The following is a 23,048-nucleotide window of genomic DNA, read 5'->3' on the forward strand; positions in this document are numbered from 1 at the left end:
AACCCCGCAAAAACAAGCCGGCGGCCCGAAACGGCGCCGCCGGCTGTGTTCATGCGGCGCGTTGCGGAGGGTTACACCACCGCGCGCAGGCGCGGCTGGCGGCCTTTCTCGCGCGCCGCGCGGGCCGCTTGCTCCACGGTGCGGAACAGCGTGCCGTCGAGTCCGTCGAAGCGGCGCTCGGACGAGAAGAAGCGGACACCGCCGCGCTCGGGTACGGCGATGCCGGCGGTGATGTCGCCGATCTCGATCACGCGGGCGGGGGTCGCATCCGCGGCGGAGAGGTCGAGCGCGTCGTCGTCGAGGTAAGCGGTCTGGGCACGGGTCATGACGGGGTGAACTCCTGCGGCCTTCGCGGGCCGGTTATCGGCAAGGCGTTCGCGGGCGCTGCTCTAGCCCACGGATGTGACTGTCTGCCGACAACATCCCCATGCCCGGGCACCCCATCCGCCAGGCAACCTCGACTTCTTCCAAATAAAGCTACCGTTCACGGCCAGTCCTCCTCTCTCGCGAGGACCACGGCGCAAGTGCGTCGTGATGCATTAGCGTTTGATAACGCGGCGCAAGCTTGCCACTACAAATCACCGCGGCGCGAAGTCGTTCGCACGGTCTAAAGATGAGGTGCCGAACCCCAACCGTCAACGGAATGTTCTTTCGAAGTTCAGCTTGACAGAGAAAGTTCGCGCCGCGATTCGAGCGATCCGCGGCGCGTCCCGTCTGTCGGGGAAAGGCTCACGCCAAATCTAGCAAAGCCCGGGCCGAAACCGGCCTCATGCCCCGGCGATGATGCGCCCGAGATCGGCATGGGCCGAGAAGATGGCGGCGGCCCCGGCATCGAGGAGATCCCGTCCGGCCCGGTCGTGGCCCCAATGCCCGCCGCCGGTGAAGCCGACGACCCGCATTCCGGCCGCCCGCGCGGCCTGCACCCCCGGCACGCTGTCCTCGATTACGAGGCACTGTTCCGGCGCGATACCCATCCGCTCCGCCGCGAACAGGAACAGGTCCGGGAACGGCTTTCCGCGCGCCACCTGCGCGGAGGAGAAGACGCGCCCCTCGAACAGCGGCAGCAGACCCGTGAGCGAGAGCGAGCGGCGCAGCCGCACGGGGTCGCTGCTGGAGGCGACGCAGAACGGCAGGTGCAGGAGCCCCAGTGCCTCGGCGATCCCGGCCATGGCGGCCAGCTCCGCCTCGAAGGCGGCGAGCGTCTCCGCCTTCACCCGCTCGACGAAGCCGTCCGGGGCCGTGACCCCGTCCTCGCGGGCGACGCGCTCCATGATCGAGGTCATGGAGGTGCCGGCAAACCGCTCCCGCACGCTGTCGACGCTGATCGCGAGCCCGATCCCGTTGAGCCCGCGCGTCAGGGTCGCGAGGCTGATCGGCTCGCTGTCGATCAGCACGCCGTCGCAGTCGAAGATCACGAGGGCGAGGGGAGGCGAGGCGGGGAAGGCGTCCGTCATCGGCGGCTCGTCTCGCACGGCAATCGAAGCACTGCAACGCAGCCGGGCCGTCGCTCGAAGCGGGGTTGCACCACGTTCCGGGCGCCAAGTGCGCCCCGCGGAGCGGGTTCGAGGACCGGAACGGTCGCTCGAACACAAAAGCGCGGCGAAAGCTGAGGCCGCAGAGGTGGCCGCCGGCGTTCGAGGCCAAGCCAAAACGGGGCGGTCGTCCGCGAGCGATTGCCCGGCGCAACGCGGTTGTCGCCTCGCGTGCCGGCGTGTAGCCCGGCAGCATGCGCACCTATCTCGGCCTCGCCACGACCTTCCACGATCCGGCGCTCGCCCTCGTCGGGCCGGACGGGACCGTGCTGTTCGCCGAGGCCGCCGAGCGCTACCTGCAATACAAGCGCGCGCCGAACTGCGAGCCCGATCCCGGCACCCGCATGGCGGGCCTCTTGAAGCGTCACGTGCCCGAGGGGACGGATCTCGTCATCGCCACCTCCTGGGGCGAGCAGTTCTCGGAATTTCTCAAAGGGCAGGCCGCGTCGGGCGCCTTCGAGCTGCCGGCCTTGGCCGAGCACCCCTCCACCCTCAACCGCTCCTTCGTGCCGGAGCGGGCCGAGCGCGTCTTCATCGCCGACCTCCACGCCATGCAGGCGCGGGCCGGCAACGGCACGGTGCTGGCGCTCGACAACGAGACGCGCGGGCTCAGCGGCAAGCCGCGGGCGACCATTGCCGGGCGGCGGCGCTACGCCCACCATCTGGCGCATGCCGCCTACGCCCTGTGGAGCAGCCCGTTCGAGGAGGCGACCGCGCTCATCGTCGACGGCATGGGCGAGACCGGCGCCGCGGCGATCTACCGTCTGAAGGACGGGCGGATCGAGGAGGTGCGGCGCCACCGCGGGCGCGGCTCGGTCGGCTTCCTCTACGGGCTCGTCACGGATCTCGCCGGCTTCGACCAGATCAAGGGCGAGGAATGGAAGATCATGGGGCTCGCGCCCTACGGCCGCACCGACCCCGACCTGATGGCGCTGCTGCGCCGCCTGTTCTCGGTCGAAGACGGACGCCTGAAATTCGCCGACGAGGCCACGGTGCAGGCGGTCGCCGCCGAGATTCTGTCGCGGCGCCCGGGGGATGTCGGCGAGCAGGGCTGGGCCGACCTCGCCCGCTGCGGCCAGGACATCTTTTCCGAACTCATGGACGTGCTGGTGGCCGAGGCTTGGCGGCTGGCGGCGAGCGAAAACCTCGTCATCGCCGGGGGCTGCGGGCTCAATTCCTCCTATAACGGTCGCGTGCTTGGGCGCTCGGGCTTCCGCCGCCTGCATGTGCCCTCGGCCCCGGCCGACGACGGCAACGCCATCGGCGCCGCGTGGCTTGCGCTGGCCGAGGACGATCCCGACTGGAAGGGGCCGAAGCGCGGGACCCGCCCGCTCACGCCTTATCTCGGTTCGACCGTTTCCACCGAGCCGCTGGAGCGCATGGCCGAGTGGGAGCCCCGCGCCCGCCGCCTCGGCCACGAGGGCGTGACGCGGGAGGCGGCGAAAATCCTCGCCGAGGGCGGGCTCGTCGGGTGGGTGCAGGGCCGGGCGGAGTTCGGCCCGCGTTCGCTCGGCAACCGCTCGATCCTCGCCGACCCGCGCCCGGCCCATGCCAAGGAATCGCTGAACGCCAAGGTGAAGTATCGCGAGGCGTTTCGCCCGTTCGCGCCCTCGATCCTGGCCGAGGCCGGGCCCGACTGGTTCGAGGATTACGCCGACAGCCCCTACATGGAGCGCACGCTCGTGTGGCGCGAGGCGGTGCGGGATCAGGTGCCGGCGGTGGTCCACGCCGACGGCACCGGCCGGCTCCAGAGCGTGACGCGCGCGCGCAACCCGGCCTACGCGGCTTTGATCGAGGCCTTCGCGGACCTGACCGGCGTGCCAATCCTGCTCAACACCAGCTTCAACGTGATGGGCAAGCCGATCCTCCACACGGCGGAGGACGCGATCCTGATGTTCTATACCACCGGCCTCGATGCCATCGTGGTCGAGGACTGGATCCTGACGAAAAAGGCGCCCGCCTGAAGCGGACGCCCGTCATTCTCACATAGAGCCAAGTCGCGAGAATTACTCGCAGACTTCGACCCGGCGGTAGGTGAACTCGACCTCGTCGAGCCACACCTTGCGGCGCTCGTAGTGGCAGATCGGGCCCCGGCGCGGCGGGGGCGCGACGTAGACCGGCTCTTCCTCGACATAGACCCGGCGCGCGGGCGGCGGGGGCGGAGGCGCGGCCCCGTTGTTGAGGAGCGCACCGACGGCGAGGCCGCCGATGACGCCGGCCGCGGCGCCACCGATCAGGGCACCGTTGCGGCCGTCGCGAGCGGAGGCCGGAGCCGCGGAGAGAACCGCAGCGCCAAGAAGCGCCGCGCAGATGCCCTTGCGGGCGAGAACGGAGAGGGACAGGGCGGGCACGAGAACCGATCCTTTGGACAACCGGACTAATCAGGCACGTGAGCCCGAATTAATCCGGTCAAGCTTAAGGATTGGCAAACGCGCCGTTGCGGCGGTTCAGATCACCGCGTCGAGGCTCTTCACGACCGCGCGAGGCGGCTGGTCCGGGTACTCATCGGGTTGTCCCTTGCGGTTCACCCACACCGCATCGAAGCCGAAGGTGGTGGCACCCGCGATGTCCCAGCGGTTCGAGGAGAAGAACAAGACGTTGTTCCGTTCCGTCGCGAGCTGGTCGAGAACCATCTGGTAGGCGGCGGGCGCCGTCTTGAAGGTCCGGACGGGATCGACCGAGAGCACCGCGTCGAGCTGCTCGCCCAGGCCGGAGGAGGCCACCGCCCGCTCCAGCATCGCGGCATTGCCGTTGGAGAAGAGGGCGGTCTTCACGCCGCGCTCGCGCAAACGTCCCAGGACGCCGGGCACCTCGTCGTAGGCGTCGAGGTCGCGATAGGCATCGAGGAGCTTTTCGCGAAAGCCCCGGTCGATCTCGGGGTGCTTCGCCAGCGCGAAATCGAGGGCACGCTCGGTCAGGTCCCAGAAGGCGACGTAGCGGCCCATCAGGCCGTGCACCCAGGAATATTCGAGCTGCTTGGTGCGCCAGACCTCGGAGAGGCTGTCCGCCTGAGGTCCGAGCGCGCCGGCATGGCGCGCGACCGCCGAATGCACATCGAACAGCGTGCCGTAGGCGTCAAAAACGGCGTAGCTTTTGCCGGAGCGGAGATCGGGGAGGGTCATACCGGGTGAAATGAGGCGCCCGCCCGATCCGGAAAGGCTACCTGCGGCGCAATCGCACGCCGAACGCGCCCATCACCGCAAGCAGGGTGCCGGCGTAAGCCAGCGCCCCGGTAAAGCCGAGGAGCGCGAGCACCGCGATCTCGCGCAGATGGGGCAGGGCGGGCACGATCCGCTCGGCGAAGGGCAGGCCGTAGACGGCGAGCACCGCCAGCACCGCGCTCGCCACGACGACCGCGGCGACGGTGATCCCGAGCACCCGCCCCGGCGCGGTCCAGCCGCGGCGCAGCGCCAGCCCGTAGAGCAGAGCGAGGTTGATCCACTGGGCGATGGCGGTGGCGAGGGCGAGACCCGCGACGCCGTAGGGGCCGGTCAGCACCAGCTTCAGCGCGACGTTGACGGCGATCGCCGTCAGTGAGGCGTAGAGCGGCGTCGTCGTGTCCTGCCGGGCGTTGAAGCTCGCCACGGCCGAGCGCACCATCACCACGGCGGGCAGGGCCAGCCCGTAGGCCGCGAGCACGGAAGCCGCGCGGGCGGCATCCTCGGCGGTGAAGGCGCCGCGCTGGAACAGGGCCGCCATGATCAGCCCCGGCAGCGTCAGGAAGGCGATGGTGAAGGGGGCCGAGAGCGCTAGCGAGAAGCCCGCGGCCCGGTTCTGCGCCGCATGCGCGCCGGCCACGTCGCCCGCGGCGATGCGCCGGCTCATCTCGGGCAGCAGCACCGTGCCGGCGGCGATGGCGATGACGCCGAAGGGCAGCTGGTAGAGCCGGTCGGCATAGTACAGCGCCGAAACCGCACCGGTCGGCAGGAAACTCGCGATGATGGTATCGGCGAAGGTCGCAATCTGGAAGCCGGCCGAGCCGATCACGGCGGGCCCCAGGATCTTGAAGAACCGGATCATGTCGGGATCGCGCAGGGTCGGCTTCGTCAGCCGCGGCGCGTAGGCGCGTCGGCGCGCATCCCACCAGACCAGCGCGAATTGCAGAACGCCGGAGACCGAGACGCCCCAGGCCGCGGCGTAGGCCGCGTTCGGGAACAGGAAGGCCAGCGCGAGGGCCACCAGCATCGAAAGGTTGAGCAGCACCGGCGCGCCGGCCGCAGCGGCGAAACGCCGATGCGCATTGAGGATGCCGGAGAACAGCGTCACCAGCGTCATGAACAGCAGGTAGGGGAAGGTGATCCGCGTCAGGCTCACGGCCAGCGCGAAGCGCGCCCCGTCCTCGGAGAAGCCGGGCGCCAGCGCCCGCACGATCCAGGGCATGGCCGGGAGCGCGAGGGCGAGCAAAGCCACCTGCACGATCAGCATCAGGGTGAAGACGCGGTCGGCGAAGCGCGCGGCGACGCCCTCGCCGCCCGCTTGTTCCAGATGGGTGTAGGCCGGCACGAAGGCGGTGTTGAACGCCCCCTCGCCGAAGATCGCGCGAAAGTGGTTCGGCAGGCGGAAGGCGACGACGAAGGCATCCGCCATCGGCCCGGCGCCCATCACGGCCGCCGTGACCACGTCGCGGGCAAAGCCGGTGACCCGCGAGACCAGCGTCCAGCCGCCGACGGAGAGGATCGAGCGGATCATGTTTTCGCGGTTGATCCCGTACGTGACGAGGGGGCAGGCGGCGCCTCATCCCATCCACATCCTCATCCTGAGGCGCCGCGTCAGCGGCTTCGAAGGATCCTCCAGGGATCGCGCGGGAACTGGAGGATCCTTCGAGGCCGACGCGACGCGCCAGCACCTCAGGATGAGGGTGGAGACGAGGAGACTCGAACGGGGAGTAGGCCGCCGCGACACGGCAGGACAATGACCGCACGGGCACGCCGCGCATGAAAAAGCCGCCCCGTCGGTCAACGGGGCGGCGGCATCAAGACTCGAAGCGGATCAGGCCTTGGCCTCGCCGTACAGCTTCTCGACGTACTCCCAGTTCACGAGGTTCTCGATGAACGCCTTGAGGTAGTCGGGGCGGCGGTTGCGGTAGTCGATGTAGTAGGAGTGCTCCCACACGTCGACGCCGAGGATCGGGGTCGAGCCGTGGACCAGCGGGTTCTCGCCGTTCGGGGTCTTCAGGATGGCGAGCTTGCCGTCCTTGACCGCGAGCCAGGCCCAGCCGGAGCCGAACTGGCCGACGCCGGCCTGGATGAAGTCGGCCTTGAACTTCTCGTAGCCGCCGAGATCCTCGTCGATCTTCTGGGCCAGCGCCGCCGGGGGCTGTCCGCCGCCGTTGGGCTTCATCCAGTTCCAGAAGTGGAGGTGGTTGTAGTGCTGGCCGGCGTTGTTGAAGAGCGCCTGATTGGTGTTGTAGCTCGCCTTGACGATCTCCTCGACGCTCTTGCCGGCGAGGTCGGTGCCTTCGAGCAGCTTGTTGCCGGTGTCGACATAGGCCTTGTGGTGCTTGTCGTGGTGAAACTCGAGGGTTTCCTTCGACATGTAGGGCCCCAGCGCGTCGTAGGCGTAGGGCAGCTCGGGCAGGGTGAACGTCATGCGTGTCTCCTAGGTTGTCCGGGTCTCGCGGGAAGCGGAGGCGAAGCGCGCAAGGAGTTCGAAGCGCGCGGCCGGCGAGGTGACGCGCGGGTAGGTAAGTCGGGGGAGCGGGCTCGGCAACGCCAGCGGAGCCGTATCCGTGCGCATGTTACCGATCGGGGCCGGGCATCCACCGTTTTGCGGCGGGCGTCCGCCGCCGCAATCGCCCGATGCCGTGCGTGAGGACACCGCAAGGCGGACACTCGGCTGTGCATGGAGCGACGGAAAGGCCGGTTTCCGCGCGCGGCGTGACCGTGCGATTTTGCAATGAGCGGGCGGGGGGTTATCCTGTGATCCTCACGCCGCCCGCGACAGTCAGTCGAGAGTACCATGGTCGTCGCGCTGCTCGCGCTCAGTTCCGTCATGATCCTCGGTGGCGTTGCCGCCGTGGTCCAAGGCTTTCCCTATGTCCGGCTGGAAAGCGGACTGGCCATGGTGATCGGCGGCTCGACCGCGGCCTCGGCCGGCGTCGTCCTGCTCGGCCTGACGGCCATCGTCTACCGCCTGCGCAGGCTCCACCACGCCGTCGAGAGCCTGCGCGAGGCTTCCCCCCAGCCGAGCATCCCGGCCGCAGTACCCGCCGGTGTGGTGCCCTGGGAGGCGTCGGCACCGGGGGCGCCGGCCTTCGCCGCCCCCGAGGTTTCGCCGCCCGAGCGGCCCTCGCTCGCCGGCATGGGGCTGGCAGGCGCGGGTGCGGCCGGTCTGGCAGGGCTATCGATCGGCGCGCTGCGGCCGGGCGCGCGCGGTGCCGAGCCGGTTTTCGAGGATCCGGCGCCCCCGGCCGAACCGCAGCCGAGCGCCGCCGAGCCGCTGCTACCCGACCTGCTGCCGGAGGCCGCGCCGCCGCGTGCGAGCGATGACGACCTGTTCCGCATGCCCGAGCCGGCGCACGAACCCGAGCGGGCGACGTCCTTTCCCGAACCCGAGCCGGTGACGCTCCCGATCGCCGAGGAGCGGGACGAGGTGCGGATCGCGGCGCCGACGCCCGCGGCCGAACCGATCGGCCTGCGCTCCTTCCTCGACGATCCGGCGCCCGCACCGGCCGCCGAAACGCCGCCCGAGGCGGTGACGCCTGCGCCGCAGGAGATCGCGGCTGAGGAAACGAGGGCTCAGGAGCCCGAGCCGGAGGCGAATGCCCCGGAGGAGCGGCACGCGGTCGGCTCCTACGCGTCGGGCGCCAACACCTACGTGATGTTCTCCGACGGCTCGATCGAGGCGGACACGCCGCGCGGCCGCTTCACCTTCGCCTCGCTCGACGAGCTGAAGACCTTCGTCAATGCTGGGGGCGAAGAGGCGCGCGGCGCGGCCTGAGGGCTGCGCGTCCCGGCCGACTTCGAGACGCGCGCAACGCCACCGGCGCCCGATGGCACGCCGGCCCCTTCACGCCAGGGGGTTGAGCGCCGGGTTTCGTGCGGGCAGGGGCGCAGCGAGCGTCAGGTGGAACCCTTCAGGCGCATAATCGGTGGTGATCTGTGCCTGAACCTGCGCGGTCAGCACCCGCTGCAGCAGGCGTGAGCCAAAGCCCTGGCGGGTCGGCGGGGTGACGCGGGGGCCGCCGCTCTCGCGCCAATCGAGGTGCAGCACGCCGGCCTCTACGCTCCAAGTGATCGTGATCCGTCCGCGCCCCGTCGAGAGGGCACCATACTTGGCGGCGTTGGTGGTCAATTCGTGGATCGCCATGCCGATCGGTACGGCGATCTCGGAGGGCAGATCGACCGCCGGGCCGTCGAGGACGATGCGCAGATCCGGCGAGGTCTCGGTCTCGCTCTCGGCATAGGGCATCAGTTCGGAGGCGAGCAGGTCACGCAAGCTCGCCGTCTGCCACGTCGCCTCGGTGAGCACGCTGTGGGTGTGGGCGAGCGACTTGATGCGGCCGACGAAGGCCTCGTGGAAGCTGTCGATGCTGGTGGCGGTGCGCGCCGTCGAGCCGACGATGGCCTGGACCGTGGCGAGCGTGTTCTTCACCCGGTGGTGCAGCTCGCGGATCAGGAGGCTGCGGCGCTCTTCCGAGAGGTGGCGGTCGGTCACGTCGGCGACGACGCCGATCAGGCGCCGCGGCAGCCCGCCCGGCCGGGTCCGCTCGAACCGGCCGGCCATGTCGATGGTGCGCCAAAGGCCGTCGTCGTGGCGGCGGATGCGGCCGGTGGCGTGCAGGATCGTGTCGTCGCGCAGCGCCCGCAGGATCGCCTGCCGGAAGACGGGGCGATCCTCGGGGTGCAGAATTTCCTTGAGAAAGGCGGACTTGCCGATGCTGCCCTCATCCGGCCGGCGGCCGAAGATCGCAAACATCCGCTCGTTCTCCCAGGTCGCCCGGTCGTCGAGGACGTGCCACTCGAAGATGCCGAGGTCGGCGACCGTGGTGGCGACCCGCAGGCGCTCCTCGCGCTCGGCTAGGGCCTCCCGGGCCTCGACCCGGGTGGTGACATCTTGCACCACGCCGACGATGCCGATGGGCGCGCCATCGGCGGCGAGAAGCGCCTCGCCGCGGGCGCCGATCCAGATCTCGGCGCCGTCGGTGGCGCGTCGAAAGCGGGTCTGGAACGCGTAGGGGCGCCGCTCGGCGATGGCGGCGGCGACCGCGGTCTGAATCCGTTCGGCGTCCCCCGGATCGACCTGGCCGCGCATCCCCTCCCAGGTGACCGAGCGCCCCGGCGCGTAGCCGAGGATCTGCGCCGCGCGGCGGGAAAACACCATCTGTCCGGTGACGAGATCCCAGCGCCATTCGCCGAGCCCCGCCGCCGTCAGGGCGTCGCGGTTCTGCTCGGCCCGGACGAGATCGTCGGCATCGACGAGGTTCACGACCGCGACCGTCTCGCCACCGTCCTCTCCGGACAGGGTCAGGCGCAGATCGAGGCTGCTGCCATCCGCCCGCAGCCAACGGCGGATGCCCGCCTTCAGCCCGGGCGTCTCCCCGTCGAACGCGTCGCGGCCGATCACTTGGTCGATCGGGCGGCCATCGAGGAAGCCCGAGGGGTAGCCGAGCCAGCGGTACAGGCAGGGATTGGCGGTGCGGATCGTGCGCCCATCGGGCGAGAACACGGCGAGCCCCACCGGCGCGCGGTCGAAGGCCGCGCGGTACAAGGCGGGCGAGAGGTCCGCCGGTCGAGAGCCCTTGTCCGCGCTGTCGTACACGATACTCCCCGTTCAGCCGCCCGCCGCGGGTGCAAGCGGGACCGTCCGGAGGGCGGCACCATGACGGAGGTCGCCGCGGACAACAAGATGCCCGGTCGAGGCAAGCCTCATCGACCGCTGCCGGTCAACAGGCGCGGCACGGCCCGTATCAGCATAAGCCCTGCGCGGATCACCGCACCTGCGTCTCCGGCCGAGCCACGTACCAGCGCCCGGCCGAGGCGGACGGGCAGGTTCACGGCCAGCGCGGCCGCCAGCACGGCGAGGGACACCGCCCGGCCGTGATGCTTGCACGCGTAGAGCGTCTGCGCCCGCAGGAAGTAGAACAGGCGTCGGTCCTTCACCGCCTCGGTGGTGCCCTGGCCGCGGTGGCGGATCTCGGCCTCTGCGACGTGACACACCGCAAAGCCGGCGGCGGCGGCACGGGCACAAAGGTCGGCATCCTCCCAGTAGACGAAGAAGCGCTCGTCGAACCCGCCGAGCCGGGCGAAGAGCGAGCGCCGGATCATCAGGAAGGCGCCCATCACCGCATCGACGGCCCGCGTCTCGGCGTGGTCCCAGTCGAGCAGGAAGTGCGGCGCGACGCGGCCGGGCAGCAGCCGGTCGAGGAACAGGGTGTGGGCGATCAGGCGCGCGCCCGTCGGGTGGCGGGCACAGGTGCGGTGCGTCTGCCCGGCCTCATCGACCAGCCGGGCGCCGACGATGCCGGTGCCGGGATCGGCGTCGAGCTGAGCACGGGCCGCGGCGATACCGTCCCGGCTGACCCCCGTGTCGGGGTTGAGAAACAGGATGGCCGCGGCCGAGCCCAAGGCCGCGCCCTGGTTGCAGGCACGGGCGAAGCCGCGATTGTCGGCATTGCGCAGCACCGTGAGCGCGAGGCCCGGCCAATCCAGGCCCTCGGCCGAGCCGTCGGAGGAGGCGTTGTCGATGACGACGACCCGCAGGTGCTCCGCCCCCTCGCTCGCGGCGAGGCTCGCGAGGCAGGCCCCGAGCTGGTCTCCGGCATTCCAGTTGACGATGACGACGTCGAGGGCCGCTGCAGAGGGCGAGGCTACGGGAGTCGCAGTCACGGCGGCGCGTCCGCCGGCCGGCCGAGACGCCCGCCCAGCCCCTGGGCCAGGGCCGCGAGAAGCCGGGCGAGCACGCGGGGCGAGAACCGGTGACGGCTCCAGTAGAGCGCGATCTGGAGCGGCAGGTAGGCGACCTGCTTCAGCTTCCACCGGCCCGGCACGTGCGGCAGGCGCCAGCTATAGGCGGAGTTGCGCACGTAGACCGCCATGCGGAACACCGGCTGATCGGGCATCGTCACCGGCAGGTACCGCATCCGGATCGTGCCGCGCCCGACGCTGTGCGGGATGGCGGTGCCGGGGTCCATCCAGCAGCTTCGGCCGCCGGCCCAGGCGCGAAAGCACCATTCGAGATCGACCGCGTCGATGAAGAAGTCATCGCGGAACGGGCCGACCATCGCGAAGGCCGCCAGATCCACGAGCGAGCCGGAGGTTGCCAGGAACTCGACCGGCCGCAGGTTTTCGCGGGGCGGCACGCCGGGGCGCAGCGGGTAGACCGGTGCCTTGTGGCCGGGCTTCGGCGCGGGCGACGGCCCGACGAGCGCCGGGGGCAGGTCTTCGCCTATGGCTCGGTCGAGGGCGTGGCCCAGCGCCTGCGCCGTCTCGACGGTGGCATCGGCATCCTGATCGAGCAGGAACAGGCGGCGGAACCCGGCGGCCGTTGCCGCCTCGGCCAGCGCGTTGAGGGCAGCGGCGATGCCGTGGTTGCGGCCCTCACCGAGCCGGGTGAGCCCTTCCGCCTCCCGCAGCTGCGCCAGCGCCTCGGGCGGGATGCCGCCATTGTCGTAGACGAAGACGGGCAGGCGCCCGGCAAAGCGCTCGACGATCCGCGCGACCTGTTCGGGCGAGGGACGGAAGAACACGACCGCGACGGCGGTATCGGTGGGAAGCTCGGAGGGTGTCACGTCGGACCTGTTATCGAGGTCAACGGCCTAGGCGCCGGCTCCCTGACGCGCAAGCCCGACGGCCTCGCCCCTCACTCGACGACGAGCTTGTAGCTCAGGCCGGGCTTCACCACCGCGCCGCGCTGCAGGCTGTTGAGCACGAGGAAGCGATCGACGGCGCGGTCGGGCACGCTCATGCGGCGGGCCAACCCCTCCACGGTGTCGCCCGGGGCGGCGGTGACGATCCGCAGATGCGCCGGCTTGAGCGAGGCGGTCTCCTCTGGCTCGATCGGGCGCAGGCTCTCCAGCCAGCGGCGGAAGGCCGGCTCCGGGTCGGTCGCGCCCTTGGCCGCCATGATCATGCGGTAAGTGGTCTCGCCCATGCGGATCGCCGCGAGGCGGAAGGTCCAGTCCTTGCCCCGTGACAGGGCGGTGGCGACCGAGCGCCCGCCGACGATACGGTTCTCGACCGAGCCCGCCTCGATGGCATCGTTCCAGGTCGCGCGCAGCACGTCCTCCAGGCTGCGGTCGCCGCTCGCCTCGACCTGATCGAACAGCAGGCGGCGGCTGCCCTCCGGCGTGGTGCCGAGCACGGCGTTGCGGGTGTTCTCGATGGCGAAGGCGTCCGGCACCTCGAAGGCGATGCTCAAGCCCGGATGCAGGAAGCGGCGACCGCGCACCAGCCCCTCGCCGGGATTGTCGCCATAGGCGAGCCCGTCGATCGCCGCGAGATAGCGGGCGCGATCGTCGGCGCCGAGGCCGGGGGCGCCGATGCGCCGGGCCGCGCGGGTGACCAGCGCGATGCGCTCGGCGGTCGCGGGGTGGGTCGCGAGCATGTCGGGCTCGGCCGCGCTGCCGTTGCCGGCCTTAAGCGCCATGGTGCGCTGGAGCGCATCGAGGAAACGGCCGGCACCAAAGGGATCGTAGCCGGCCTGGGCCAGCACGCGCACGCCGTTCGTGTCCGCCTCCAGTTCCTGCTCGCGGGAGAAGCGGGCGAGGGTGAACTTGGACTGGCTCTCGAGCTGTGCCCCCGTGACGGGGTCGTTCAGCACGTCGGCGACCACGCGGCTGACGAGTTGCGAGCGCAGGGCCATCTCGCTGCGGGCGGTGGCATGGCGCAACGTCACGTGGGCGATCTCGTGCGCGAGGACCGCCGCGACCTCCGAGCTGTCGCCGGCGAGCGCCAGCAAACCGCGGGTGACGTAGAGCCGGCCGCTCGGCAGGGCGAAGGCGTTGACGACGGGCGAATCGAGCAGCGTGACCGCGTAGCTCTCCTCCGGCCGGTCGCTGGCGCGCACCAGCCGGTCGGTGATCTCGGTGATGAGCCGGTGGGCGGCGGGCGCGCGATACTCGCCGCCGAACGAGGCCACGAGCTTGGCGTGGTCCGCCTCGTCGGATCGGGTGCGCCCGGTCGTCTTCGGCGCCTGCTCGGGCACCGTGATGACCGCGGGCGTCAAGACGCTTCCGGTCTGGTCGGCGGCGCAGGCCGCGAGCAGGCCCGCGAGCGCGGCCAGCGTGCCGAGCCGCGCAAGTCTCCGACGACCGCCCCCGTGCACGCGCCGCCGCCCCGATTGATGCTGCCGATCCCCCGTCATGCCGTTCTAGCGCCGCAGCGCCCGCTCTCCCTCGATGACCTCGATGCCGTCGACACCGGCGAGGTCGATGAACGGTCCCCGACCGATCTCGACCATGCCGCGGATTCTCACGAGGCGGCCCTTCAGCGTGGCCGCAGACAAACCATGTTCGCTCAGAATCCGCCAAGAGCGTTTCTGCACGGTTACGGTCAAGCCTTGCTCGCCCCGGCGCGCGAAGTCGAGATAGGTTCGGGCCGACCGCTCGCCGACATGCAGGATGCGCCCCTCCACCACCGTGAAGCGCCCGGCGCGCCCGCTCTGCGCCGCGGCATCGGTCGCCGCGAGGGGGCCGCTGGCCCACAGGCCGAGCCCGGCCGCGCGCGGCGCCGCCTCGACGGCGCGGAGCGCCGGGCGGCACAGCGTGTCGGCCTCGCCGGCATCGGCATAGGCAAGCCCGGCCGCGACCAATCCTCCGGCGAGATCGACCGGCTCCGCCTCGCCCGCAATCCCGATCGCATCGGCGCGATGGCGGCCCCAGCGGTCCTCGCCGCCGCGCTCGGTCAGAACCAGGGGTGCGCCGCGAAAGGTGTGCAGCCAGGTTCGCGCGGCCGCGTCGAGCGCTGGCTCGTCGGGCCAGCGCAGCCCGGAGAGCACGGCCCGGCGGCCGGAGGCGAGGCGCAGCTCGCCCCTGGGTCCGATCTCGGCAAGGCGGTCGTCCCGCGAGGCGGAAGGCCGGCATGCCTCCTCCACCCGCGGAGCGCTTGAAGCACCACCGGGCGCGCCGCAGGCGGCCGCGAGCAGCCAGACGAGAGCCGGGGCACCGGCTCGGCTCGTCCTGCTCCCATGCGAGCTGATCTCGTGACCACCACCGGGCAACATCGTCACCGTTCGCGCTCGGCCTTTCGATTCAGGCGAAGATGCCGCGCGAAAAGTGCCCGGATCGCGGCACGCGAGAGCGCCGCGGACGCACAATCGCGGATTGCCGGCCCGTGCGCCTCCCGGGCAACAGCGCGCCGATCGCGTACTCCGGCTCGCCCCGTACAATCGCCAACGGCCCAGGCCGGACCGGTTGGCGGCCCCCTGCGATGATGCTAAGCCTGAAGCGACGTCTCCGTAGCTCAGCTGGACAGAGCACAGGTTTCCTAAACTCCACAATTGGGCGCCGTGATGGGAAACCGCACGGCGGATCCACTCAAATTCGGGGAAAGCTTCCGGCGCCGCGGCGCCCTGCCGATCCCGAGCCAAGCCCGAGGTCCGGTCACGGCCCACGGGAAGGTGTAGAGACTAGACGGGTGGCACCTAAAGGCTTCGCTCGAAGCCCACGGTGAAGGGATAGTCCAGACCACGAACGCGCGAACAGCGTGGCGGCGAAAGTCGAAGTGGTATGAAACCTGGGGTCGCAGGTTCGAGCCCTGCCGGGGACGCCAATGGTTTTCGCTGCCTCAGATTGCAGGCGGACAGCTGATACTTCCTGCGATCTGAGTGCGACGTCGCGCCGCAGCTATAACAAATGACATAACGTGTGTGTCGTTGCCATTAGCTCCCGACGCGCCCTTGCAAGCGGAAAGTTTTCGTTCGAAGCATCGCCCGAAAGAGCTTGGGCAGAACGAAGATGGCAGGCCAGAAGACCGATGAGCGCGACGTCCTTCTCGGACGTCGCATTGCCGAGCAGCGCAAACGCTCGAAGCTAACGCAGCGAGCAGTTGCCGACAGCTTCGGGATGTCTGCCGCACAACTCCAGAAGTACGAAAAAGGCGTTAACCGGATCAGCGCGATTCATCTCGCGATCCTCAGTCGGCTCACCAATACTCCAGTTTCCGACTTTCTCGATGGCATTCCGCATCCGGACCCGGAAACGGAGCGCGGCTTTTCAGACAACGGCCAGCACGCTTACGCTGTCGAGCCGTGGTCGGATCTTGCCCGCGCTTTCGCGCGCCAGTTCACGGAAACCTTCACCGAGCAACAGCGCCGTGAACTCTCGGCTGCCGTCGAGATCCTGAGCCAGGAACTCAAGGGCTGACGGTCACCGCTCCGTGCCGGTGCCACCCCAATCCCGATCGGGCTCGGAACCGCAGGCTGCGGTTGCATGCAACAGCGTTCGTTAAAACGGACGATTTCGCCATTCCGGCTTGACCGTCCGGAACGGCGATGCGACAAGCCGCCCCTCTGGAGACCAGGGTAAGCGCCGTGACACACGAGGCGCGCCCGACAATCGGGGGTGCAGCCAATGCCTCGTTCCGACTACCTCTTCACCAGCGAATCCGTCTCCGAAGGCCACCCCGACAAGGTGAGCGACCGGATCTCGGACACCGTGGTCGACGCCTATCTCTCGGCGATGCCGGAGGCGCGTCTCGGCGTCGAGACGCTGACGACGACCAACCGCGTCGTGATCGCGGGTGAGGTGCGCGGCCCCGATTCCGTGACCTTCAAGGATCTCGAAGAGCTGACCCGCGAGGCCGTGCGCGACATCGGCTACGAGCAGTCAGGCTTCCACTGGAAGAACAACGACGTCGCCATCCATCTGCACGCGCAGTCGGCCGACATCGCGCAGGGCGTGGACGCCGCCGGCAACAAGGACGAGGGCGCGGGCGACCAGGGCATCATGTTCGGCTACGCCGCCGACGAGACCCCGGCCCTGATGCCGGCCCCGATCTTCTACGCCCACAAGATCCTCAAGGACCTCGCCGACGCGCGCAAGGCCAAGCAGGGCGACGCGGCCAAGCTCGGCCCCGACGCCAAGAGCCAGGTCACCGTGCGCTACGCCAACGGCCGCCCGGTTGAGGTGACCCAGATCGTTCTCTCGACGCAGCATCTCGACGAGTCGCTCGACTCGGCCGACGTGCGCGCCATCGTCGAGCCCTACATCCTCAAGGCTCTGCCGCAGGGCTGGGTCAACGAAGGCACCGTCTGGCACGTCAACCCGACCGGCAAGTTCGTGATCGGCGGCCCCGACGGCGATGCCGGCCTCACCGGCCGCAAGATCATCGTCGACACCTACGGCGGCGCGGCGCCCCATGGCGGCGGCGCCTTCTCCGGTAAGGACCCGACCAAGGTCGACCGCTCGGCCGCTTACGCCGCCCGCTATCTGGCCAAGAACGTCGTCGCCGCCGGCCTCGCCCGCCGCGCCACGATTCAGCTCTCCTACGCCATCGGCGTGGCCAAGCCGCTGTCGATCTACGTCGATCTGCACGGCACCGGCACGGTGGACGAGGCCAAGCTCGAGACCGTTCTGATGGACGCCCTCGATCTCTCGCCCCGCGGCATCCGCACGGCGCTTCAGCTCAACAAGCCGATCTACGCCCGCACCTCGGCCTATGGCCATTTCGGCCGCGAGCCCGATGCTGATGGCGGCTTCTCCTGGGAGAAGACGGATCTGGCCGACAAGCTGAAGTCGGCGTTCTGAGCCCGAACCATGATGGGGAGGGATGACGACATCCCTCCCGAGACGGGCGGGACGGCGGAGACCGAGCGGGCCTTCTACGGGCGCCGCAAGGGCAAGCGCCTGCGCCCGGGCCAGGAGCAGCGCCTCGAAGGGGCGCTGCCTTCTCTTCGCGTCGCGCTGCCCGAGCGCGGCGAATTCCTCGATCCGCTAGGCCTGTTTCCGGTGCCGGTCGACGAGGTCTGGCTGGAAATCGGCTTCGGCGGCGGCGAGCATCTCGCCGCGCAGGCCGAGGCCCACCGCCAAGCCGGCATCATCGGCTGCGAACCCTTCGTCAACGGCGTGGTCAAGCTGTTGCGCGCGGTGGACGAGCGCGACTTGCGCAATGTCCGCGTCTGGGACGAGGACGCGACCGCCCTGCTCGCCGCCCTGCCGGATGCGAGCCTCGCCCGCGTCTACTTGCTCTATCCCGATCCCTGGCCGAAGCGCCGCCAGCGCAAGCGCCGCTTCGTGTCGGACGCCTCGCTCGCCGAGATTGCCCGCGTGCTGCGCCCCGGTGGCCATTTCCGCTTCGCCAGCGACATCGACGACTATGTAGGCTGGACCCTGGTCCGGGCCGCCCGCTGCCCGCAGCTGCGCTGGACGGCGCAGAGCGCCGACGACTGGCGCAGGCCGTTCGAAGGCTGGCCGGGCACCCGCTACGAGGCGAAGGCCCTCGCGGCCGGCCGGCTGCCGAGCTACCTCACGTTCGAGCGGGTCGGCGCGGACTGATCCGGCCGCCGAACACGCCATCATCGCCAAGAGAAGCCGAAACGATCCGGCGTGCCGCCTTTCTTTGAAAGGTCGCGTGGCTGGATCGCGCGGTCGTTCGCGATGGCGCCCGGTTTAACGAACCTGAGAGAAGAGAACCGCGCGGCGCCGGCGTCTGTACGCCCTCTTGACCCGAATGAGGCGCCGGCCGTCGGCCGGATGTCGGGAAGACCCGACATCCGGAGGAAGTGCCCGCTTCCGGCGAGCCCTCAGCCCGCCTTCGTCTTCGCCGTCGCCTTCTTGGCAGCCGCCGGCTTGGCCGCGGCCTTCGTCGCCGTCGCCTTGGCCGCCGGCTTTGCTGCGGTCTTGCGCACGGCCGGCTTCTTCGCCTCGCCGGCTTCCGCCTTCTTCGCCGGCGCGCGGGCGCGGGAAGCCGTCTTGCGGACCGGCTTCTTGCCGCCGCCCGAAGCGCGCTTGGCGTTGACGAGGTCGATCGCCTGCTCCAGCGTCAGGCTCTCGGCGGCCATCGTCTTCGGCAGCGTCGCGTTGACCGAGCCGTCGCTGACATAGGGGCCGTACTTGCCGGCCTTGACCACGAGGGCGGCGCCGTCCGGATGCTGGCCGAGCGTGCGGCCGGGATCGGAGGAGGGGCGACCGCGTCCGCCACCCTGCTCCTTGGCGACGATGAGGTCGATGGCGCGGTTGGCGCCGATCTCCAGCACGTCGTCGTCCTTGCCGAGATTGGCGTAGGTTTTCCCGTGCTGCACGTAGGGGCCGAAGCGGCCGAGATTGGCCAGGATCGGCTCGCCGGTCTCCGGATGCTTGGCCACCTCGCGCGGCAGCGACAGCAGGCGCAGCGCGATCTCCAACGTCACGCTGCCCGGCGTCGTGCCCTTGGGCAACGAGGAGCGCTTGGGCTTCTCCGCGCCCTTCTCCGCACTCGCCTCGCCGAGCTGCACGAACGGCCCGAAGCGGCCGTCGCGCAGGGTTACGGGCAGGCCGGTGGCCGGATCGTCGCCGAGCACGCGCACGCCGGGCTGGCCGCCCTCGGCCGAGGAGCCGTCACCTTCGCCCTCGACGCCGGAGGCCGAGAGCTGGCGGGTGTACTTGCATTCCGGGTAATTCGAGCAGCCGATGAAGGCGCCGAACTTGCCGAGCTTGAGCGAGAGCTGGCCCGCTCCGCAGGTCGGGCAGGCGCGCGGATCGCCGCCATCCGCCTTCTCGGGGAAGATGTGGGGCCCGAGCAGGCCGTTGAGCGCCTCGAGAACCTCCGCGACGCGCAATTCCTTGGTGCCGCCGATCGCGGCGGAAAAATCACGCCAGAAGTCGCGCAGCACGGAGCGCCAGTCGATCTCGGCATTCGAAACCCGGTCGAGCTGCTCTTCCAGGCTCGCGGTGAAGTCGTACTCGACATAGCGCTTGAAGAAGCTTTCGAGGAAGCCGGTGACGAGCCGTCCCTTGTCCTCCGGCTGGAGGCGCTTCTTCTCGATGCGGACATATTCGCGGTCGCGCAGGGTTTGCAGCACCGCCGCATAGGTCGAGGGCCGGCCGATGCCGAGTTCTTCCATCCGCTTGACGAGGCTGGCCTCGGAGTAGCGCGGCGGCGGCTCGGTGAAGTGCTGGGTCGAGGCGATGCGCTCGCGCTTGAGCGCGTCGCCCGCCTTCATCGCCGGCAGGCGCTTGGCATCCTCGTCCTCCTCGTCGTCCTTGCCCTCCTGATAGAGTGCAAGGAAGCCGTCGAACTTCACGACCTGACCGGTGGCGCGCAGGTCGATCCGGCGCGGGCCGACATTCGCGCTCACCTCGACGGTGGTGCGCTCCAGCTCGGCCGATTCCATCTGGCTCGCGATGGTGCGGGTCCAGATCAGGTCGTAGAGCTTGGCCTGCTCCGGCTCGAGGTGGCGAGCGACGTGCTTCGGCAACCGGCCCATATCGGTCGGGCGCACGGCCTCGTGGGCCTCCTGCGCGTTCTTGGCCTTGACGGTGTATTTGCGCGGCGCGCTGGGGACGTAAGCGTCGCCGAATTCGCGGCCGATCACTTGGCGCGCGTCCTGGATCGCCTCCGGCGCCATGTCGACGCCGTCGGTTCGCATGTAGGTGATGATGCCGACGGTCTCGCCGCCTACATCCACGCCCTCGTAGAGCCGCTGCGCGACCCGCATGGTCTGCGCCGGGGCCATCCCGAGCTTGCGGGACGCCTCCTGCTGCAGCGTGGAGGTGGTGAAGGGCGGCTGCGGATGGCGCTTAGCGGGCTTGGCTTCGATGCTCGCAACCTGGAAGGTCGCGAGTTCGAGATCACGCTTGAACGCCGCCGCCTCCTCGGCATTGCCGACGTCGAGGCGCTGGATGCGTTTGCCGTCGGCGCCGACGAGCCGGGCCTCGAACACGCCGCCGGCTTCCGTCACCAGCGTGGCGATGATCGACCAGTACTCACGCGGCTTGAAGCGCTCGATCTCCATCTCGCGCTCGACCACGAGGCGGAGCGCCACCGACTGCACGCGGCCGGCCGAGCGGGCGCCGGGCAGCTTGCGCCACAGCACCGGGGAGAGGTTGAAGCCGACGAGGTAATCGAGGGCGCGGCGCGCGAGATAGGCATCGACCAGGGCCTGGTCGATCTGGCGCGGCTTCTTCATCGCCGCGTCGACCGACGCTTTGGTGATGGCGTTGAAGGTCACGCGCTCGACGGGGATGCCCTTCAGCGCCTTGCGGGCGGTGAGCGCCTCGATGACGTGCCAGGAGATCGCCTCGCCCTCGCGATCCGGGTCGGTCGCGAGGATGAGCTTCTCGGCTCCCTTCACGGCGCGGGCGATCTCGGACACGCGCTTGGCGCCGCGATCCTCCACCTCCCAGATCATGGCGAAGTCGGCCTCCGGATCGACCGAGCCGTCCTTAGCCGGCAGATCGCGGATATGGCCGAACGAGGCCAGAACCTCGTAATCGCGCCCCAGGTATTTGTTGATCGTCTTGGCCTTGGCCGGCGACTCGACGACGACGACTTTCATGAACCTCTGCCTCTCGCCAGAGCCTCACCGCAGATACGGTTTTGGGAATGGCGCGGATGCGTACCGGTCGGAGGCCGGCTCTCGCGCCGCGCAGAAGTGGGTGAGCCGCGCGGCGTTGTCAAATCGGGTGAACGCGCCGGACCTGCTCTTAAATCCCGGCGTACCACTCGTAGCCGCGGTCCTCCCAGTAGCCGCCCTTGCCGTCGCCGATACCGGTCAGGCCCTCGGTCAGCTCGATCCGCTGGATGTATTTCGCCTGCTTGTAACCGAGCTGACGCTCAACCCGCAGGCGTAGCGGCGCGCCGTTCGAGACCGGCAGCGCCTTGCCGTTCAGGTCGTAGGCGAGGATCGTCTGCGGGTGGTAGGCATCGGTGAGATCGATGCTCTCGTAATAGCGAACCGGCGTGCCCTGGCTCGCTTCGTCCTCGGCATTCGGTGCCTCCGCGCCTGCGGCCTGCGAATCGCTCGCCTGATTCTCGGCCCCCTCCGGCCGGGTCTCCATGCTGGGATTGGCGGTCTTTTCCGGTTCCGCCTCGTCCTCCCCGCCGCTCATGGCGTATTCCATCGTGTCGGCGCAGTGGAACACGACGTAGCGGGCATTCGGCTTCAGGCCGGCCCGCTTGAGCACCTCCGCGAGCGGCACGCCGGTCCACTTGCCGATGGCGCTCCAGCCCTCGACGCAATCGTGCCGGGTCGTCTGGGTGCGGGCGGGCAGGGCCCGTAGATCGGCGAGGCTGAGATCCTGGGGCCGCTCGACGAGGCCGTCGACGCGGAGCTTGAACCCGTCGAAGCTCTTGGCGGCGAGCGCCTTATAGGCCCGGTCCGGCGGCTCGATCGTGCCGTTCGGCTTGAACCAGGGCGAAATCTCCGAATCCGGAAATTCCTTGGCGAGCGAGGCTGGCGTCAGCAGCAGGCGCTGCACGAACAGGTTGGCGTCCTCGCCCGCCCTCAGCGCGCGCTGTCCGGTCGGGCTCGCAGCGAAGCGGTCGCAGCCGCCCAGCGCCGAGACGCTGAGCAGGCCGGCCGCCGCGGTGAGGAAACCGCGGCGGTGGGGGCGGGGGATGTGGAGACGGGGGGTCATGGGGTCTCTCCCGGGCCGGCGGGAAGTTTCTGGCGCTCGATCACGAACCAGCCGGTGATCATGCTGCGCATGTTGTTGACCACGCCGGAGAGCAGCACGAGCAGGACGTGGACGATCACGAACAGCACCAGCAGGTTCGTGACGATGAAGTGGATCGTGCGGGCCGATTGCCGGCCGCCGAACAGGTCGGGCAGGGGCACCACCGCGTTGACGCCGGGCGACATGGCGAGCCCCGTCAGCACCATCAGCGGCAGCAGCACCGCCACCACGACGAGGTAGGAGAGCTTCTGCAGCACGTTGTAGCGCTTGGCCTCGTCCCCTTCCGGAAAGTGCAGGGTCAGGTGCTCGCGGATCGAGGAGCCGAACCCGCGCAGCTGGTCGCCGTCGGGCACGAGGCGCCGCCGCAGCTGGCCCGTACCGATCCCGTAGAGCAGGTAGATCAGCCCATTGATGACGAAGGCCCAGGCGAACAGGAAGTGCCAGCGCCGGCCGGTGGCGAGATCCTGATGCGCCGGCAGGGTCGCCCAGGCGGGGAAGGCGCGCCCCGCCTGCTGGCCGTTGAGGTTCGACAGGCCGAGCACGCCCGTCGTCTCGAAGGTGTGGCCGGCCACAAAGACGATGCCGCGCGGCGTGCCGTCGTCCCGCTGGTCGTCGGTGATGGCGACGAACGGCTTGTCGAAGGTCGAGGCCGCGCCCCAATAGAGCGCCGGATGGGCGTTGAAGATCTGCAGGCCGCTCATCAGCAGGATGGCGAGGCAGACCACGTTGAGCCAATGCGCCAGCCGGATCACCAGCGGATGGCGAAACATCCAGCGCCGCCGCACCGTCTCGACGATGTCCGGCCCCGAGAGCGTCGATCCTGCGGCCACGGCGCGGCTGTTCCCTGTTGCAGCAACCGGCGCCGGGAGGATGGACCGTTCGGCGCGGGAAGACTCGGAAGGTTTCGTTCGACACGAAAAAGCCCGCCCGGTTTAACCGGGCGGGCCGAGGATCGCCTAGATGGCGAGCCGGTCACAGTCGGG

The 23,048-nt window shown here is 69.8% G+C and carries 19 protein-coding genes; 5 read left to right on the plus strand and 14 right to left on the minus strand.

Going from position 1 to position 23,048, the window contains the following annotated elements:
* Positions 1-71 precede the first annotated feature (71 nt).
* Together MSPGM_RS16470 and MSPGM_RS16475 are read right to left on the minus strand one after the other, a co-directional pair.
* Complete coding sequence (locus MSPGM_RS16470) at positions 72-326, minus strand: hypothetical protein (protein WP_003604178.1); 255 nt, start codon at positions 324-326, stop codon at positions 72-74.
* Between the two features lie 441 nt (positions 327-767).
* Positions 768-1,454: an HAD family hydrolase gene (locus MSPGM_RS16475; protein WP_003604177.1), complete on the minus strand. Its 687-nt coding sequence runs from the start codon at positions 1,452-1,454 to the stop codon at positions 768-770.
* A gap of 272 nt (positions 1,455-1,726) precedes the next feature.
* Between MSPGM_RS16475 and MSPGM_RS16480 the strand changes: the two genes are divergently transcribed.
* Positions 1,727-3,496, plus strand: a complete 1,770-nt coding sequence (locus tag MSPGM_RS16480; RefSeq protein WP_012753291.1) for a carbamoyltransferase — start codon at positions 1,727-1,729, stop codon at positions 3,494-3,496.
* 42 nt (positions 3,497-3,538) lie between these two features.
* Here MSPGM_RS16480 and MSPGM_RS16485 read toward each other — a convergent pair whose 3' ends face one another.
* From MSPGM_RS16485 to MSPGM_RS16500, 4 genes are all read right to left on the minus strand, one after another.
* Entirely contained in the window at positions 3,539-3,883 is a 345-nt protein-coding gene (locus MSPGM_RS16485; protein ID WP_003604175.1) for a hypothetical protein, read from the minus strand.
* Between the two features lie 96 nt (positions 3,884-3,979).
* Positions 3,980-4,654, minus strand: a complete 675-nt coding sequence (locus MSPGM_RS16490) for a haloacid dehalogenase type II (protein WP_003604174.1) — start codon at positions 4,652-4,654, stop codon at positions 3,980-3,982.
* Between the two features lie 37 nt (positions 4,655-4,691).
* On the minus strand, positions 4,692-6,221 hold the full coding sequence (murJ, locus tag MSPGM_RS16495; RefSeq protein WP_003604173.1) for a murein biosynthesis integral membrane protein MurJ: 1,530 nt from the start codon (positions 6,219-6,221) through the stop codon (positions 4,692-4,694).
* Positions 6,222-6,521: 300 nt separating this feature from the next.
* Entirely contained in the window at positions 6,522-7,121 is a 600-nt protein-coding gene (locus MSPGM_RS16500; RefSeq protein WP_003604172.1) for a superoxide dismutase, read from the minus strand.
* A gap of 369 nt (positions 7,122-7,490) precedes the next feature.
* On the opposite strand from MSPGM_RS16500, the gene MSPGM_RS16505 reads away from it, so the two are divergent.
* Entirely contained in the window at positions 7,491-8,471 is a 981-nt protein-coding gene (locus MSPGM_RS16505; protein ID WP_012753292.1) for a hypothetical protein, read from the plus strand.
* 69 nt (positions 8,472-8,540) lie between these two features.
* Here the strand turns inward: MSPGM_RS16505 and MSPGM_RS16510 are convergent, their stop codons facing one another.
* The 5 genes from MSPGM_RS16510 to MSPGM_RS16530 all read right to left on the minus strand — a co-directional run bounded on the left by MSPGM_RS16510 (position 8,541) and on the right by MSPGM_RS16530 (position 14,693).
* Positions 8,541-10,292 carry an HWE histidine kinase domain-containing protein gene (locus MSPGM_RS16510; RefSeq protein WP_003606147.1) on the minus strand — a complete coding sequence of 584 codons (1,752 nt, stop codon included), beginning with the start codon at positions 10,290-10,292 and terminating at the stop codon, positions 8,541-8,543.
* 107 nt (positions 10,293-10,399) lie between these two features.
* Entirely contained in the window at positions 10,400-11,359 is a 960-nt protein-coding gene (locus MSPGM_RS16515) for a glycosyltransferase family 2 protein (protein ID WP_261925714.1), read from the minus strand.
* Positions 11,356-12,261, minus strand: a complete 906-nt coding sequence (locus MSPGM_RS16520; RefSeq protein WP_003606143.1) for a glycosyltransferase family 2 protein — start codon at positions 12,259-12,261, stop codon at positions 11,356-11,358. Before MSPGM_RS16520 ends, MSPGM_RS16515 begins: the two co-directional genes overlap by 4 nt.
* A gap of 71 nt (positions 12,262-12,332) precedes the next feature.
* Positions 12,333-13,835 (minus strand): M48 family metalloprotease, encoded by a 1,503-nt coding sequence (locus MSPGM_RS16525; RefSeq protein WP_012753293.1) that lies wholly within the window; start codon positions 13,833-13,835, stop codon positions 12,333-12,335.
* A 6-nt stretch (positions 13,836-13,841) separates the two neighbouring features.
* Entirely contained in the window at positions 13,842-14,693 is an 852-nt protein-coding gene (locus MSPGM_RS16530; protein ID WP_012753294.1) for a thermonuclease family protein, read from the minus strand.
* Between the two features lie 733 nt (positions 14,694-15,426).
* Between MSPGM_RS16530 and MSPGM_RS16535 the strand changes: the two genes are divergently transcribed.
* From MSPGM_RS16535 to MSPGM_RS16545, 3 genes are all read left to right on the plus strand, one after another.
* Positions 15,427-15,834 (plus strand): helix-turn-helix domain-containing protein, encoded by a 408-nt coding sequence (locus tag MSPGM_RS16535; RefSeq protein ID WP_003599335.1) that lies wholly within the window; start codon positions 15,427-15,429, stop codon positions 15,832-15,834.
* Between the two features lie 207 nt (positions 15,835-16,041).
* Positions 16,042-17,217, plus strand: coding sequence for a methionine adenosyltransferase (gene metK / locus MSPGM_RS16540; RefSeq protein WP_003599336.1), 1,176 nt, complete (start codon positions 16,042-16,044; stop codon positions 17,215-17,217).
* 9 nt (positions 17,218-17,226) lie between these two features.
* Positions 17,227-17,964: a tRNA (guanine(46)-N(7))-methyltransferase TrmB gene (locus MSPGM_RS16545; RefSeq protein ID WP_003599337.1), complete on the plus strand. Its 738-nt coding sequence runs from the start codon at positions 17,227-17,229 to the stop codon at positions 17,962-17,964.
* 248 nt (positions 17,965-18,212) lie between these two features.
* Here MSPGM_RS16545 and topA read toward each other — a convergent pair whose 3' ends face one another.
* The 3 genes from topA to MSPGM_RS16560 form a co-directional block, all read right to left on the minus strand.
* Positions 18,213-20,945 (minus strand): type I DNA topoisomerase, encoded by a 2,733-nt coding sequence (gene topA, locus MSPGM_RS16550; protein WP_003599338.1) that lies wholly within the window; start codon positions 20,943-20,945, stop codon positions 18,213-18,215.
* Positions 20,946-21,093: 148 nt separating this feature from the next.
* A complete protein-coding gene (locus MSPGM_RS16555; RefSeq protein ID WP_261925715.1) occupies positions 21,094-22,026 on the minus strand; it encodes a molybdopterin-binding protein in 933 nt (310 codons plus the stop codon).
* Positions 22,023-22,895, minus strand: a complete 873-nt coding sequence (locus MSPGM_RS16560; protein WP_003599340.1) for a cytochrome b/b6 domain-containing protein — start codon at positions 22,893-22,895, stop codon at positions 22,023-22,025. Before MSPGM_RS16560 ends, MSPGM_RS16555 begins: the two co-directional genes overlap by 4 nt.
* Positions 22,896-23,048: the final 153 nt, after the last annotated feature.

Origin of the sequence: Methylorubrum sp. GM97 (assembly GCF_024347855.1) — a bacterium.
Lineage (GTDB): Bacteria > Pseudomonadota > Alphaproteobacteria > Rhizobiales > Beijerinckiaceae > Methylobacterium > Methylobacterium extorquens.

Excerpts from the sequence above, each read along its gene's own strand:
- MSPGM_RS16470 (WP_003604178.1), bottom strand. The coding sequence starts at position 326 with ATGACCCGTGCCCAGACCGCTTACCTCGACGACGACGCGCTCGACCTC.
- MSPGM_RS16475 (WP_003604177.1), bottom strand. The coding sequence starts at position 1,454 with ATGACGGACGCCTTCCCCGCCTCGCCTCCCCTCGCCCTCGTGATCTTC.
- MSPGM_RS16480 (WP_012753291.1), top strand. The coding sequence starts at position 1,727 with ATGCGCACCTATCTCGGCCTCGCCACGACCTTCCACGATCCGGCGCTC.
- MSPGM_RS16490 (WP_003604174.1), bottom strand. The coding sequence starts at position 4,654 with ATGACCCTCCCCGATCTCCGCTCCGGCAAAAGCTACGCCGTTTTTGAC.
- murJ (WP_003604173.1), bottom strand. The coding sequence starts at position 6,221 with ATGATCCGCTCGATCCTCTCCGTCGGCGGCTGGACGCTGGTCTCGCGG.
- MSPGM_RS16500 (WP_003604172.1), bottom strand. The coding sequence starts at position 7,121 with ATGACGTTCACCCTGCCCGAGCTGCCCTACGCCTACGACGCGCTGGGG.
- MSPGM_RS16505 (WP_012753292.1), top strand. The coding sequence starts at position 7,491 with ATGGTCGTCGCGCTGCTCGCGCTCAGTTCCGTCATGATCCTCGGTGGC.
- MSPGM_RS16525 (WP_012753293.1), bottom strand. The coding sequence starts at position 13,835 with ATGACGGGGGATCGGCAGCATCAATCGGGGCGGCGGCGCGTGCACGGG.
- MSPGM_RS16530 (WP_012753294.1), bottom strand. The coding sequence starts at position 14,693 with ATGTTGCCCGGTGGTGGTCACGAGATCAGCTCGCATGGGAGCAGGACG.
- MSPGM_RS16535 (WP_003599335.1), top strand. The coding sequence starts at position 15,427 with ATGGCAGGCCAGAAGACCGATGAGCGCGACGTCCTTCTCGGACGTCGC.
- metK (WP_003599336.1), top strand. The coding sequence starts at position 16,042 with ATGCCTCGTTCCGACTACCTCTTCACCAGCGAATCCGTCTCCGAAGGC.
- MSPGM_RS16545 (WP_003599337.1), top strand. The coding sequence starts at position 17,227 with ATGATGGGGAGGGATGACGACATCCCTCCCGAGACGGGCGGGACGGCG.
- topA (WP_003599338.1), bottom strand. The coding sequence starts at position 20,945 with ATGAAAGTCGTCGTCGTCGAGTCGCCGGCCAAGGCCAAGACGATCAAC.
- MSPGM_RS16555 (WP_261925715.1), bottom strand. The coding sequence starts at position 22,026 with ATGACCCCCCGTCTCCACATCCCCCGCCCCCACCGCCGCGGTTTCCTC.